The organism is Streptomyces sp. NPDC031111 (assembly GCF_055570675.1).
The window spans coordinates 104,827-117,964 of record NZ_JBVIGS010000003.1 but is presented as its reverse complement, the minus strand read 5'-3'; the positions used below and the strand labels follow the sequence as shown (position 1 = coordinate 117,964).

Annotated in this window: 8 protein-coding genes and 1 pseudogene; 3 read left to right on the top strand and 6 right to left on the bottom strand. The window is 72.2% G+C overall.

Annotated elements, in window-relative coordinates; translation table 11 throughout:
* Positions 1-188 precede the first annotated feature (188 nt).
* Both ACZ470_RS07740 and ACZ470_RS07735 read left to right on the top strand, forming a co-directional pair.
* Positions 189-326: pseudogene (locus ACZ470_RS07740) on the top strand (polysaccharide deacetylase family protein); the annotation flags it as partial.
* Positions 327-409: 83 nt separating this feature from the next.
* A complete protein-coding gene (locus ACZ470_RS07735; RefSeq protein ID WP_468425376.1) occupies positions 410-850 on the top strand; it encodes an SRPBCC family protein in 441 nt (146 codons plus the stop codon).
* A gap of 1 nt (position 851) precedes the next feature.
* Here the strand turns inward: ACZ470_RS07735 and ACZ470_RS07730 are convergent, their stop codons facing one another.
* The 3 genes from ACZ470_RS07730 to ACZ470_RS07720 all read right to left on the bottom strand — a co-directional run bounded on the left by ACZ470_RS07730 (position 852) and on the right by ACZ470_RS07720 (position 5,925).
* Positions 852-3,470 (bottom strand): S1 RNA-binding domain-containing protein, encoded by a 2,619-nt coding sequence (locus ACZ470_RS07730; RefSeq protein ID WP_468425375.1) that lies wholly within the window; start codon positions 3,468-3,470, stop codon positions 852-854.
* Entirely contained in the window at positions 3,463-4,293 is an 831-nt protein-coding gene (locus ACZ470_RS07725; protein ID WP_468425374.1) for a hypothetical protein, read from the bottom strand. The genes ACZ470_RS07730 and ACZ470_RS07725 overlap by 8 nt, the downstream gene beginning before the upstream one ends.
* A 174-nt stretch (positions 4,294-4,467) precedes the next feature.
* Positions 4,468-5,925 (bottom strand): hypothetical protein, encoded by a 1,458-nt coding sequence (locus tag ACZ470_RS07720; protein WP_468425372.1) that lies wholly within the window; start codon positions 5,923-5,925, stop codon positions 4,468-4,470.
* A gap of 118 nt (positions 5,926-6,043) precedes the next feature.
* On the opposite strand from ACZ470_RS07720, the gene ACZ470_RS07715 reads away from it, so the two are divergent.
* On the top strand, positions 6,044-7,816 hold the full coding sequence (locus ACZ470_RS07715) for a hypothetical protein (RefSeq protein ID WP_468425371.1): 1,773 nt from the start codon (positions 6,044-6,046) through the stop codon (positions 7,814-7,816).
* A gap of 3 nt (positions 7,817-7,819) precedes the next feature.
* On the opposite strand, the gene ACZ470_RS07710 is transcribed toward ACZ470_RS07715, so the two are convergent.
* The 3 genes from ACZ470_RS07710 to ACZ470_RS07700 form a co-directional block, all read right to left on the bottom strand.
* The gene (locus ACZ470_RS07710; protein WP_468425369.1) at positions 7,820-8,977 is read right to left on the bottom strand and encodes an XdhC family protein; all 1,158 of its coding nucleotides are present in this window, start codon (positions 8,975-8,977) and stop codon (positions 7,820-7,822) included.
* A 49-nt stretch (positions 8,978-9,026) separates the two neighbouring features.
* Complete coding sequence (locus ACZ470_RS07705; protein WP_468425367.1) at positions 9,027-10,484, bottom strand: NCS2 family permease; 1,458 nt, start codon at positions 10,482-10,484, stop codon at positions 9,027-9,029.
* Between the two features lie 264 nt (positions 10,485-10,748).
* Positions 10,749-13,136: a xanthine dehydrogenase family protein molybdopterin-binding subunit gene (locus tag ACZ470_RS07700; protein WP_468425365.1), complete on the bottom strand. Its 2,388-nt coding sequence runs from the start codon at positions 13,134-13,136 to the stop codon at positions 10,749-10,751.
* Positions 13,137-13,138 lie beyond the last annotated feature (2 nt).

The window sequence follows — 13,138 nt, the reverse complement described above, 5'->3', positions numbered from 1 at the left end:
GGGGCTGTGCTCCGTCCCTGAGAGGCGTGGGTCCACTACCGGGACGCGGGTGCCGCATTCACGGCTGTCTCAAACACTTGGACACAGCTTGTCCCATACAGGCGAATTGGCCACTTTTCCGTACCCGTACAGGTCAGGCCACCACACAGAGGGAGGGCGACGGCTCCCGCACGCCGGCACGCGCTGGGATCCACGACATCCACGACGGCACGGTGCCGGCCGTCCCCGGCATCATCGCGGGGCTGAAGAAGTGGGGCCATGTGTTCGTCACGGTTCCTCAGCCGCTGGCGCCGGGAAAGGCGGAGCCGGGCGAGGTGTACCGGTAGTACCGGAGGCCCGGGACTGGGCCGGACGGGTGACCCGCACCCTGCCGTGCGGATGAGCCGGGCGGATTCCCTAGGATCCCCCCGTGGCCACCTTCCAGCTCCAGCGCACCGCGCCGCTCCCTCCCGACGAGGCCTGGCGCCGGCTCACGGCCTGGCCCCGCCACGGCGAGGTGGTCCCGCTGACCCGGATCGCCGTGACCACTCCCCCGCCCACCGGCGTGGGCACCGGGATCGTCGCCCGCACCGGCCTCGGCCCGCTCTCCTTCGACGACCCGATGGACGTGACTGTCTGGCGGCCCCCGGTGGACGACTCCCCGGGGCTGTGCCGCCTGGAGAAGCGCGGACGGTTCGTCAAGGGCTGGGCGGAGCTGGAGGTCCGCCGGGGCCCGGGCGGCCGGGCCCGCGTGGTGTGGCGCGAGGAGATCCGGGTCCGGGCGATACCGGCCCTCCTCGACGCGGTGGTGGCGCGGGCGGGCCGGTACGTGTTCGGGCGAGCGGTGAACCGGCTGCTCAGGGAGCCGTGACTCAGGGGCGGGGAGAGCCGCCTCGCCGGTCGACCCACGTCCGGTGCCGCCGGCAGAGCTCTGTCATCTCATTGAGCCGACGGTCCCAGTGCTCACGTTGTGCCCGGAAGCCCGGCAGCCAGACCCCCTCCTCCTCGTCGTAGCCGTCAGGGAGGATCAGCCGCCCCCGGCTGTCGCAGTACGCGGCCATCCCGTACCGGTCGGGCGGACACCGCCCCTCGCTGAGGCCGGCGACCAGGGCGTCGGCCTCCCTGAGGGAGAAGGAGAGGCGCCGGCGGTCGTAGTCGATGTCACTGACGGCCACGAAGATCCGAGCGCCCGGGCTCACGAAGTACGGGGAAGACGCCCGGGGGTCACCCAGCTCGGAGTGGTGGACCAGACCGTCGATGCCCTCGTCCACACGGACCAGGGCGCCGAAGGAGAGCAGCTTCGTGATCGTGGCCTCGACGATCTCCCCCGGCCGGTGGGAGGTCGTGAACGCCTGCCAGGGGCGGTCCTGGGCGGCTTTGCGGGAAAGGATCCAGCGCTTGCGGTCGTCGAGACTGAGAACCCGGACGGTGACCCGCTGCCCGACACCCACCACGTCCGAGGCGTCGTCGACGTGCAGCCACGACAGTTCCTCCCGGGGGAGCACCCCCGTGAAGCTGTCCACATCCACGAACGCCACGTGCCTGGCGACCTCGGTCACCGTCCCCGACAGGATCTGCCCGGGCTGGACGGCCCCGGGGGTGCGCGGACGGAGGAGGAACTCGTTCTCCTCCAGCCAGGCGCGGCGGGAGAGCATCACGAGGCCGCGGGCCCGGTCCAACTCCGTGATCCTCGCTTCCAGTGACTTGCCCAGGAGACCGCGCAGGTCGGCGCCGCGCCGCAGGTCGACGAGGTCGGCCGGCAGGAAGGCCCGTACCCCGATGTCGAGTACGAGGCCGCCTCTGACGACATCGATGACGGTCCCGTTGACGTAGGTGCCCCCCACCTTGACGGTCTCGAGGGTGGTCCAGGCGTGGAGCGACTGGGCACGCCGGAGGGACAGGACGGCGTGGCCGTCGGCGTCCCGGCGGCCGAGGGCCAGGGCCCGGACGCTGTCACCCAGCGCCAGGGAGCGCGGGTCGGCATGGTGCCGGAGCGAGAGTTCACCAGCCGGGACGACGCCCGTGATGCCACCCACGAACAGCAGGACGTGGTGATCGTCGATCTCGATGACGGTGCCGGAAACGAGCTCTCCCGCGGCGGGACCCCGCTCCCCGGGACGTGCGCGCCTTTGCTCCGGGCCGGCCGCGTCCCCCAGGTCGTCCTCCTGCCGCCCGCGCCGGCCGAGTGGCTCCCTCACCTCGTCGAACGAGCGGTAGGCCCCGGGGTCGGTCACCCATCCCCGCGGGGCGTCGGTCAGCGTCATCAGCATCGTGGTGCCGTGACCCCACAGGTCACCGTCCCGCGCGGCGATCCTGCGGCAGGTGCGCGAGGAGGCCCGCACCAGCCGGGTCACCGGATGGTCCGCGCCGAGCCGTTCACCGGCCCGCCGCGCCTGTGCGGCCAGCACCTCGGCGGTCCGCTGCGCCTTGTCGGCCCGGTGGGCCTCGTCGGAGGCGCGGACCGACTCCACCCGGGCGGTGACCAGGTTGGTCAACGCCGCCACGGAGCGGGGGTGTTCGGGGCCGAGCCGTGCGTCCAGCCGCTCGGACACGGACGCGAGCTGGGCAACCGCCCGCTCCAGCCGGACGGCAGACCTGATCACGCGCGCGGACTCCAGCTGTACGGCCGCGAGGTCCGCCAGCACACCGAGGGCCTCCGGATGGTCGGCGCCGAGCATCGCCGAGAGCCGCTGGCAGGCGACTTCCAGCACCTGGACGGACATCCACAGGCCGCGGGTGTCCCCCTCGCCCAGCGCTGCCCTCACACGGGCGACGGCGAGACCCGCGACCGAGAGGAAGGCACGCGGGTCTCTGTCGCCGCGTTCCCTCACGAACTCGGCGGTCCGGACGGCGAGTTCCCTCAGCCGTGTGGCCCCGGCCGAGTCCGGGCCGCCCAGCACGTCGTCCGGCGGCATGCCGAGCGGCGTGTCGGCGAGACGCAACTCCACCGCGCTCAGCACCTGGTCCAGTTCGGCGCTGTGGGGGACGTCGAGCATGCGCAGCCGGCTCCGGGCCGACCGGGCCCAGGAGGCGGCCGAGTCGGTATCACCCAGTGACAGGTCGACGACCGCCAGATTGATCCAGGCCACGGCGGCCAGCACCTCGTCTACCTCCGTGCCGCCGGGCGCCTCGGACACCAAGCGTTTGAGAAACGCCCGTACGTCGTTGCCGCGGCCCATCGCCACGCCCACCGCGGCCAGGGCGTTGCCGAGGGCCACGGTGTCGTCCGTGCCGGCCGGCATCCTCCGCAGCCACGCCACGAACAGGTCGAAGAGCCGAGCGGCCTCGCCCCGCAGTCCCAGCTCCCACAGCAGCCGGTTGAGACGTACTCCCTGGGCGAGTTCACGCGGGTCGCGGTCGGCTCCGTCGGGGTCGTCCCGCAGGCGCTCCACGAAGGCGACCAGGCTGGGCAGGTGCGCGAAGCGCAGTCCGCCGGGGTCGCGCAGTGCCTCCTCGGCGCACCGGGCCGCCGCGCTGAAGGAGTCAATCATCGTCCGGCTCCCCGTACACGGCGCCTAGCGCCTCGTCGCAGACCTCGTTGGCCAGCCGCATGTAGTACGGCTCCATGTCCCGTGCCAGGAGCGGGTTCTCGGCCGCCAGGGCGTCCATCTCCCGGGCCAGGAACCGGCCGGTCTCGAACGCCTCCAGCGCCTTCCGCTTCTTGCTCCGCCGGTGATCCGACGCCTTGCCGAGCCCTACGCCCAGCATGCCCACCAGGTACTCGGCCGACAGTCGCTCGAAGAGCTCGAACGCGCAATCGATGGCGCAGGCGACCAGAGCGCCCTCGCCGGTGTCGCTCAGCCGCCCGGAGGCCTCGGCGTCGAGGAGGATGCCGAGGACGGAGGGGGCCTGCCCCTCGGTGCGTCGCTCGACCGGCCCTCCGACGTACCTCTCGTAGCCGCCCGGCGGTGGGTCGGCAGCCAGTTCGATCAGGTCCAGCGGACGCCCGTCACCGTCGCGCCGGTCGGCTACCACCGCGTCCACCGTGCCCCGCAGGACCGGCTTCAGCGGATCCGGACGAAACGGGGCCCGCCACGGGTCGCCCTTGACGGCGTTGCCGGCCTGGAGGGGCGCGAAGTCCGCCTCCGGGTCGGGCAGCACGCTGAGCAGAGCGAGCCCGGCGTCCTCCGCCACCTCGAACACCATGGCCCGCAGCGGCAGTCCCTGCGCGGTGTGCAGGTCGACCGGGTCACGCGCCCGCAGTCCGGGGATGCAGGCGGTGGAGGTGAGGACGTACGAACTGTTCACGAAGAAGCCGCCGCCGAGCAGGTTTCCCTCCCGCGATATGGCCACCCAGTAGTCCTCGTGCCCCATGGAGTACCTCAAGGTCCGGCTCGGTCGGCAACGCCGCCCCCGATACGCGCGTTGGCGCCTCCTCGGTGCAACGCGGGGCGGCGCCGGACATGAGCGTACCGCCAGGGTGCGCGAACGCGCCGGGACACGGGGCAGTGGGTCCACAAGGACGGAAGGAGGCAGCAGGCCAGGAGGTCAGCCCCGGCCCAGCACCCGCCGCGCACCGGCGATCACGGCCGTGGCCAGAACCCAGCCGGACACGACCAGCAGCAGCGCCACGGCCTTGCTCGCCCCCGTGGGGTCCCAGGCGCCGCGGTGCCCGAGGCTCGCCACGGGGATGAGGAGGTCGAGGCTGTACAGGACGGGGTCCCAGACCCGTTTCGAGTCGCCGCCGACCGGCCGTGGCGGGTGCGCGGCGAACCACACGGAGCCCACGGCGACGAGCGACAGCAGCCACAGCAGCGCCCGCCGGGGTGCGTACCCGTACCCGAACAGGGTGTCCTGCACGAACCCCCATACCAGCCCGGTCAGACGGTCGTTGCGGCTGAGGTGACGTTCCTTGGCGTGCCGTACGACGCGGGCGGAGCGTTCGTCGCCGCCACTCTCGTACGAGGTCGCCAACTGTTCGAAGGCCCGGGCACCGGCTCGGGGGTCGCGGGTGAGCCAGGCGATCCGGGTACGGACGTCGACGGGCCGCTCCGTCTCCAGCCGCTGGTAGACGAAGCCTTCCAGGGACAGGGTGCCCGGGGCGGGCCAGGTGGACGCGGAGTCCACCAGGACGTCGACGGTCGCGTCCTGCAGCACGACCTGTCCGGCCGGCGGTTCGCGCAGGTCCAGCCGGAGACGCGGGACGCGGAGCCGGCCGCACAGCAGCGAACCGGCGGGCGCGGCCAGCACGGCGTCGTGGAAGGTCACCACACCGGCGACCTCGGCCGCCCGCAGCAGCACCTGCCCGGTGCTGCGGAACCCCCAGTCCGCGTAGAAGCCGGAGCAGGTGACGCCGGTGGCGTCGATGCCGCCGACGTCGGCGGCGTGCAGATTGACGGCGTGGGTGACCCGGGCGTCCCGCAGGTAGAGGGAACCGTTGGCGGTCAGGCCACGACCGTGGACGGAGCCCTCGACGGTGAGCCGGGGTGCGAGCAGCGACCAGGGACCGCCGTCGGTCACGGTGAGCCCTTCGACGACGAGGTTCCCCCCGATCCGCCCGTCCGCCAGCCGCACGGCTCCGGTCGCCGTGTCCTCGTGCAGGCGGCGCGGCGCCCGTCTGCCCGTGCCCGGGTCCGACGGGTCGGTCATTGGCCGGGGTTCACCGGTCCCGTCCCCCACGCGCGTGCCGGTGAGCCGGAGTTCGCCGTCCACGGTGAGACGGTCGGCCCGCAGCGCCGGAAGGACGGAGCCGGACAGGTCCAGCGAGGGCACGGTGAGTTCCGTCAGATCGACCGGCTCCTCGAAGACGCAGTCGACGAAGGCGAGGACGCTGCCGATCCGGCGCCGGTCCAGGCGGAGTGTGCCGGTGACCGTCAGGCCCTCGTAGCGCTGGCTGGGTTGGCCGTCACCGTCCCGTGCGGCGATGGTCCCGGCCAGTGTTCCGGCGTCGACCCGGCCGGCCCGGAACGCACGTCGCGTACGCCGACTCCCCCTGAGACGTGACATGTTGATCCCCCTTTGTGATCACCCCTCTTCCGGCATGGCTTATCACATGCCGTCCCCCGGCCGTCCCCGCGCCCGGCGCACACCGGGGGCGTGAGCGCGGTCCGTTCATACTTGGGTCATGAGCCGACCGTCCTCCCCCGCCCCGCGTGTCTTCGGCGACGCAGCCGTGGACGGAGCCCTCGCCGAGTGGCTCGACACGAACCATCTCGAGCTCGTGGAAGCGGAGTTGCTGGAGACCGGAGGCAGCGGGGGCAAGCTGGTCTCGGCGTTCGTCCGGGAGCTGGACGACCGGCGCTCCGGGGGCATGCGGATCATCAAACTGGTCGGCCCTTCGCCGGATGCGGAGGCCGAGCCGCGCAACCACCGGGCGGCCCTGCTCAGCCGGGTGCCGGGCAATGAGGTGTTCATCGACCGGCATCTGGTCGGCCTGGCGGAAAAGGCCTGGAGGCTGGGCGACCACTGGGTGATGTTCCAGTGCCCCGCTGGGGACGGGAAGGACGAGACGACGACGCTCGCCACGCTCGGCCGGGTCCCGCACCTGCCCGGACTCGCGGCGCGCATCGTCCGGGGCGTGCTGAGCGGCTGGAATCCCGAGGACCCGGAGTTCAGCCAGGGCATGACGGCGGCGCGCTTCGTGTCGGAGCTCCTGGGGGCGCGTCTCGACGACAAGGCCCCGCTGCGGACCTGGGTGCGCGATCGGGTCGACGCGCGGGCGGGCGACCGGCTGTGGTTCTCCCTGACCGCGGAAGCGCCGGTGCTTCCGGACCCTCTGGCGCTGTCCGACGGTTCACCCCTGAGCGAGCACCCCGTCCGGTTCGCCGCACGCGGGCGCGGACACGGTGACCTGCACCCGGGCAACATCATGGCACCGGTCCGCACGGACGCGTCGCCGGACGACTACTGGCTCATCGACCTCTCCCGGTTCAGCGACCGGGCGCTGCTTGCGCGGGACCCGGTGCACCTGCTGCTGTGCCTGATCGCGGACGAGTATCTGCCCCATCTTTCCGAGGCGGCCCGAGCGGAACTCATGGCCGTGCTCAGCGCACCCGATCCCGGCCCCGAGCCGCGCTGCGACGGCCCGTTGGTCCCGCAGGGACTGGCGGATCTGGTCGGCCGGGTGCGCGCGGAACTGATCGAGTGGGGTGCCAGCCGGCGCTTCGGACCGGCCTGGCAGGCCCAGTGGTTCCTCGCCCTGCACGCCTGCTCGCTGATGGTCACGGCACGGGACCGGTACCCGGACCGCGACCGCTGGTGGTTCTACCTGCTCGCTGCGCACGCCTGCGGGGCGTACCTGGACTCCGTGAAGGTCAAGCGACCCCTGACCGCCGAGATCGTGAGCCCGCCGGTGCTCGGCGGCCGGGTCGTGGAAGCGGAGGAGAAGCCGGCTCCGGTGGCGGTGCCGGACATGGCGGTCGTGCGGCGAGGGGAGACGGTCGTGGCCGAAGCACGGGCCACCGCCGGGACCCTCACCGTGCCTCCGCCCGGACCCCAGGCGGTGACCGAGATCCTGCGCGACATCTTGAAGACCTTCGAATCGCCCCTGCGCCACGTGTCCGCGTCCGAGTTCGGCCGGCTCAAAGCGGATGTGGTGCTGTTCGCACAGCGCAGGGCGTCCCAGCTGGCAGTGGAGCTGAGCATGGCACAACTGGCGGCCGCCGCCCCGGCGTCCGCCGGTGGCGGTGACGCGGCGAAAGTCGACGGTGTGCTGGCCCTGTTGAGCGATGTCACGACCACTGCGGTGGAGCTGCGCAAGGCCATCGTGAGACGGGAGGTGGGCCTGAAGACGCCGACCACCCCGGGCCGGCCGCGGCAGCAGGAATACCTCGTGCAGGCTCTTACGGACCTCCTCGACGGGGTCCGCGGTCGGCTCGTCGCCCTGGGGGCCTGCTGACCCTCACGCCACCGACCCGATGAGGCCCGTCTCCCCCGCTGCCGGGGATGTGTCGTGGTGGATGGGTGTGTGCGCGCCGGTGAGGGCGACCCCGCTGCCGCCGCGCCGGTTCGCGACGATTTCCGCCGCGATGGACAGGGCCGTCTCCTCCGGGGTGCGGGCGCCCAGGTCGAGGCCGATCGGTGACCTGAGGCGGGCCAGCTCCAGGTCGGTCACGCCGACCTCGCGCAGGCGGGCGTTGCGGTCCAGGTGGGTGCGGCGGGAGCCCATCGCGCCGACGTACGCCACCGGCAGCCGCAGCGCGAGCCGCAGCAGCGGTACGTCGAACTTCGCGTCGTGGGTGAGGACGCACAGCACCGTGCGGGCGTCGACCGTCGTGCGCTCCAGGTACTCGTGCGGCCACGCGACGACGATCTCGTCGGCCTCCGGGAAGCGGGCCCTCGTGGCGAACACCGGGCGGGCGTCGCACACCGTGACATGGTGGCCGAGGAACTTGCCGACCCTCACCAGCGCCGACGCGAAGTCGATCGCGCCGAAGACGATCATCCGGGGCGGGGGGACCGAGGACTCGACCAGCAGTGTGAGCGGCGCCCCGCACCGCGAGCCCCGCTCGCCGATCTCCAGCGTGCCGGTGCGGCCGGCGTCCAGGAACGCGCCCGCCTCGGCGGCGACCGTGCGGTCCAGCTCCGGGTGTGCGCCGAAGCCGCCCCCGTACGAGCCGTCCGGGCGGACCGTCAGCGCCCGGCCCCGCAGCTCCGCCGGACCGCTCACGATCCGCGCCACCGCCGCCGCCTCCCCCCGCGCGGCGGCGGCGAGCACGGACGCCAGCACCGGGCGGGCGGGATCCGCCGCCCGTACCGGTGTGACCAGGATGTCGATGACCCCGCCGCAGGTCAGACCCACGGCGAAGGCGTCCTCGTCGCTGTAGCCGAACCGCTCCAGGACGGTTTCGCCGTCCCTGAGCGCCTGCTCGCACAGCTCGTACACCGCGCCCTCCACACAACCTCCGGAGACCGAGCCGACCGCCGTGCCGTCGGCGTCGACCGCGAGCGCGGCGCCGGGTCGGCGGGGCGCGCTGCCGCCGACCGCCACGACGGTGGCGACCGCGAAGTCACGGCCCTGCTCGACCCACCGGTTCAGCTCCTCGGCGATGTCCAGCATGTCTCGGTCTCCTCACCTGCGGTTGCGTGGAAGGTTCGTGGTGGAGCGGCTAGTGCACGCCCAGCCAGCTCTCGATCGGGGCGAGGGCGAAGTAGACCAGGAAGATCAGCGTCAGGCCCCACATGAAGGCGCCGATCTCCCGGGCCTTGCCCTGGGCGGTCCTGATGGCGACGTACGAGATGACCCCGGCGGCGACGCCCGCGGTGATGGAGTAGGTGAACGGCATGATCACCACGGTCAGGAACACCGGGATCGCGGTGGCGCGGTCGGCCCAGTCGACATGGCGGGCGTTCATCATCATCATCGCGCCGATCACCACCAGGGCCGCGGCGGCGACCTCGCCCGGCACGATCGCCGTCAGCGGGGTGAAGAACAGGCAGGCGGCGAAGAAGAGTCCGGTGACGACCGAGGACAGGCCGGTGCGGGCGCCCTCGCCGACGCCGGTCGCCGACTCGACGAACACCGTCTGGCCGGAGGCCCCGGAGACACCGCCGATCGCACCGCCGGCGCCGTCGATGAACAGCGCCTTGGACAGGCCCGGCATCCTGCCCTTGTCGTCGGCGAGCCCGGCCTCCGTGCCGACGCCGATGATGGTCGCCATCGCGTCGAAGAAGCCCGCGAGGACCAGGGTGAACACGATCATGGCGACCGTCATCGCGCCGACCTCGCCCCAGCCGCCGAACTCGACGTCCCCGAAGATCGAGAAGTCGGGCATCGACACCGCGCTGCCGTGCAGTTCGGGGGCGCCGCTCGCCCACTGCTTCGGGTCGACGACCCCGAACGCGTTGAGCGTGACGGCGAGGAGGGTGCCGCCGACGATGCCGAGCAGGATGGCGCCGGGGACGCCCCGGGCCTGGAGCATGAAGATGGCGAGGAGGGTGACGGCGAACAACAGGACCGGCCAGCCCGCCAGTTCGCCCGCCGGGCCGAGGGTGACCGGGGTCGCCTCGCCCTGGTGCACGAAGCCCGCCTTGTAGAAGCCGATGAGGGCGACGAACAGGCCGATGCCCATGGTGATGGCGTGCTTGAGCGCGAGCGGGATCGCGTTCATGATCATCTCGCGCAGGCCCGTGACGACCAGCAGCATGATGACCACGCCGTACATCACGCACATGCCCATGGCCTGCGGCCAGGTCATCTCGGGCGCGACCTGCGAGGCGAGGACGCCGGAGACGGACAGGCCGGCGGCGAGGGCGAGCGGCACCTTGCCGACGAAGCCCATCAGCAGGGTGGTGAGGGCGGCGGCGAAGGCCGTGGCGGTGATCAGGGCGGTGCGGCCGAGGGTGTTCCCGGCGGCGTCCTGGCCGGACAGGATCAGGGGGTTGAGCAGGAGGATGTACGCCATCGCCATGAAGGTGGTGACTCCGCCGCGCACTTCGCGGGCGACGGTGGATCCTCGGTGGGTGATGTGGAAGTACCGGTCGAGCCAGGAACGGCCGGCGGGGACGCGGGTTCCCGTGCCCGCGTCTTCGGCGGTGGTCGCCGGCTGGATGGACTGCTGGGTCATGGTGCGCTTCTCCCAAGGTTCATAGGTGCACCCGTGCCTTCGGTGAAGTGCGCGGGATTTGGGAGGTGCCGAGTCTCGGGGGACGGCCCGGTACTGCACCTTTCTGTGGGGGCGCCGGGGGGTGGTGCGTTGCCCGGCGTCGGGGTGCCGCTGCGCCCACCCGTGCCGCTGGGGGTCCCCCCAGGCCCTTCAGGCACTGGGGGAGGCACGACTGCCCGCAGCGGCAGCGGTGTTGCGACGTGCCGCATACTGCGGCGGGCGCAGTTATACGGTCCCGGTGGTGAGGTGTTCCGGGCGGACCGGGGTTCTGGTCAGTTCCAGGCCCGTGGCGTTGCGGATGGCTGCCAGGACTGCCGGGGTGGAGGACAGGGTGGGGGCCTCGCCGATGCCGCGCAGGCCGTAGGGGGCGTGGTCGTCGGCGAGTTCGAGGACGTCGACGGGGATGGTCGGCGTGTCGAGGATGGTGGGGATGAGGTAGTCCGTGAAGGACGGGTTGCGCACCTTCGCGGTCTTCGGGTCGACGACGATCTCCTCCATCACCGCGATGCCCAGCCCCTGGGTGGTGCCGCCCTGGATCTGGCCGAGCACGGAGAGCGGGTTGAGGGCCTTGCCGACGTCCTGCGCGCAGGCCAGTTCGATGACCTTCACCAGGCCGAGTTCGGTGTCGACCTCGACGACGGCGCGGTGCGCGGCGAAGGAGTACTGGACGTGGCCGTTGCCCTGGCCGGTGCGGAGGTCGAAGGGTTCGGTCGGCCGGTGCCGCCACTCCTCCTCGACCTCGACGGCCTCGTCCCCGAGGACGTCCACCAGGTCGGCGAGCACCTCGCCGCCGTCGGTGACGACCTTGCCGCCCTCCAGGAGGAGTTCGGCGGTGGCCCAGGCCGGGTGGTACGGGCCGAACCTGCGCCGGCCGAGTTCCAGCACCTTCTCGCGGACCAGCTCGCAGGCGTTCTTGACCGCGCCGCCGGTGACGTACGTCTGCCGTGAGGCCGAGGTCGAACCCGCCGAGCCCACCTGGGTGTTGGCCGGGTGGATGGTCACCTGGGCGACACCCAGCTCGGTGCGGGCGATCTGGGCGTGGACGGTGACACCGCCCTGGCCGACCTCCGCCATCGCGGTGTGCACGGTGGCGACCGGCTCACCGCCGACCACCTCCATGCGGACCCGCGCGGTGGAGTAGTCGTCGAAGCCCTCGGAGAAGCCGACGTTCTTGATGCCGACCGCGTAGCCGACCCCGCGGACGACGCCCTCGCCGTGCGTGGTGTTGGACAGTCCGCCCGGCAGCTGGCGCACGTCGGCGCCCTCGCTGCTCTCCCACTGGCGCTCCGGAGGCATGGGCATCGCCTTGACGCGGCGCAGGAGTTCGGCGACCGGTGCCGGGGAGTCGACCGGCTGCCCGGTGGGCATGAGCGTGCCCTGCTCCATGGCGTTGAACTGCCTCAGCTCCACCGGGTCCATGCCGAGCCGCGCCGCCAGCTTGTCCATCTGCGCCTCGTAGGCGAAGCACGCCTGGACCGCGCCAAAACCGCGCATGGCGCCGCAGGGCGGGTTGTTGGTGTAGAGGGCGATGGCCTCGATGTCGACGTCGTCGACGACGTACGGTCCGATGCCGAGCGAGGAGGCGTTGCCGACCACGGCCGGGGAGGCGGAGGCGTACGCGCCGCCGTCCAGGACGATGCGGCACTTGACGTGGGTGAGCTTGCCGTCCGCCGTGGCCCCGTGCTCGTAGTACAGCTTGGCCGGGTGGCGGTGGACGTGGCCGAAGAAGGACTCGAAGCGGTTGTAGACGATCTTGACCGGCTTGCCGGTGCGCAGGGCGAGCAGACAGGCGTGGATCTGCATCGACAGGTCCTCGCGGCCACCGAAGGCGCCGCCGACGCCGGCCAGTGTCATCCGTACCTTGTCCTCGGGCAGGCCGAGCACGGGGGCGATCTGGCGCAGGTCGGAGTGGAGCCACTGGGTGGCGATGTAGAGGTGGACGCCTCCGTCCTCCTCGGGGACCGCGAGCCCGGACTCGGGGCCGAGGAAGGCCTGGTCCTGCATGCCGAAGGTGTACTCGCCCTCGACGATCACGTCCGCGCGGCGCCGGGCCGCGTCCACGTCGCCGCGCACGATGGGCTGGCGGTGGACGATGTTGGGGTGCGGCACGTGGCCGGCGTGGTGGTCGTCGCGGTTCTCGTGGACGAGGACCGCGTCGGGGGCGGTGGCGGAGGCCTCGTCGGTGACGACGGGGAGTTCGCGGTAGTCGACCTTGATTTTTGCGGCGGCGCGGCGGGCCGTCTCCGGGTGGTCGGCGGCGACGATCGCGACCGGTTCGCCGTGGTGGCGGACCTTGCCGTGGGCGAGGACCGGGGTGTCCTGGATCTCCAGGCCGTAGTTCTTCACATCGGTCGGCAGGTCGTCGTACGTCATCACGGCGTACACGCCCGGGGTGGCCAGGGCCTCGCTGGTGTCGATCGACATGATCTCGGCGTGGGCGACGGTGGAGCGCAGGATGTGGCCCCACAACATGTCCTCGTGCCACATGTCGGAGGAGTACGCGAACTCACCGGTGACCTTGAGGGTGCCGTCGGGGCGGAGGGTGGACTCGCCGATGCCGCCCTTGGTCCCGGAGCCCTGCGTGATCCTGGTGGGAACACCGTTCGTCGGCATGC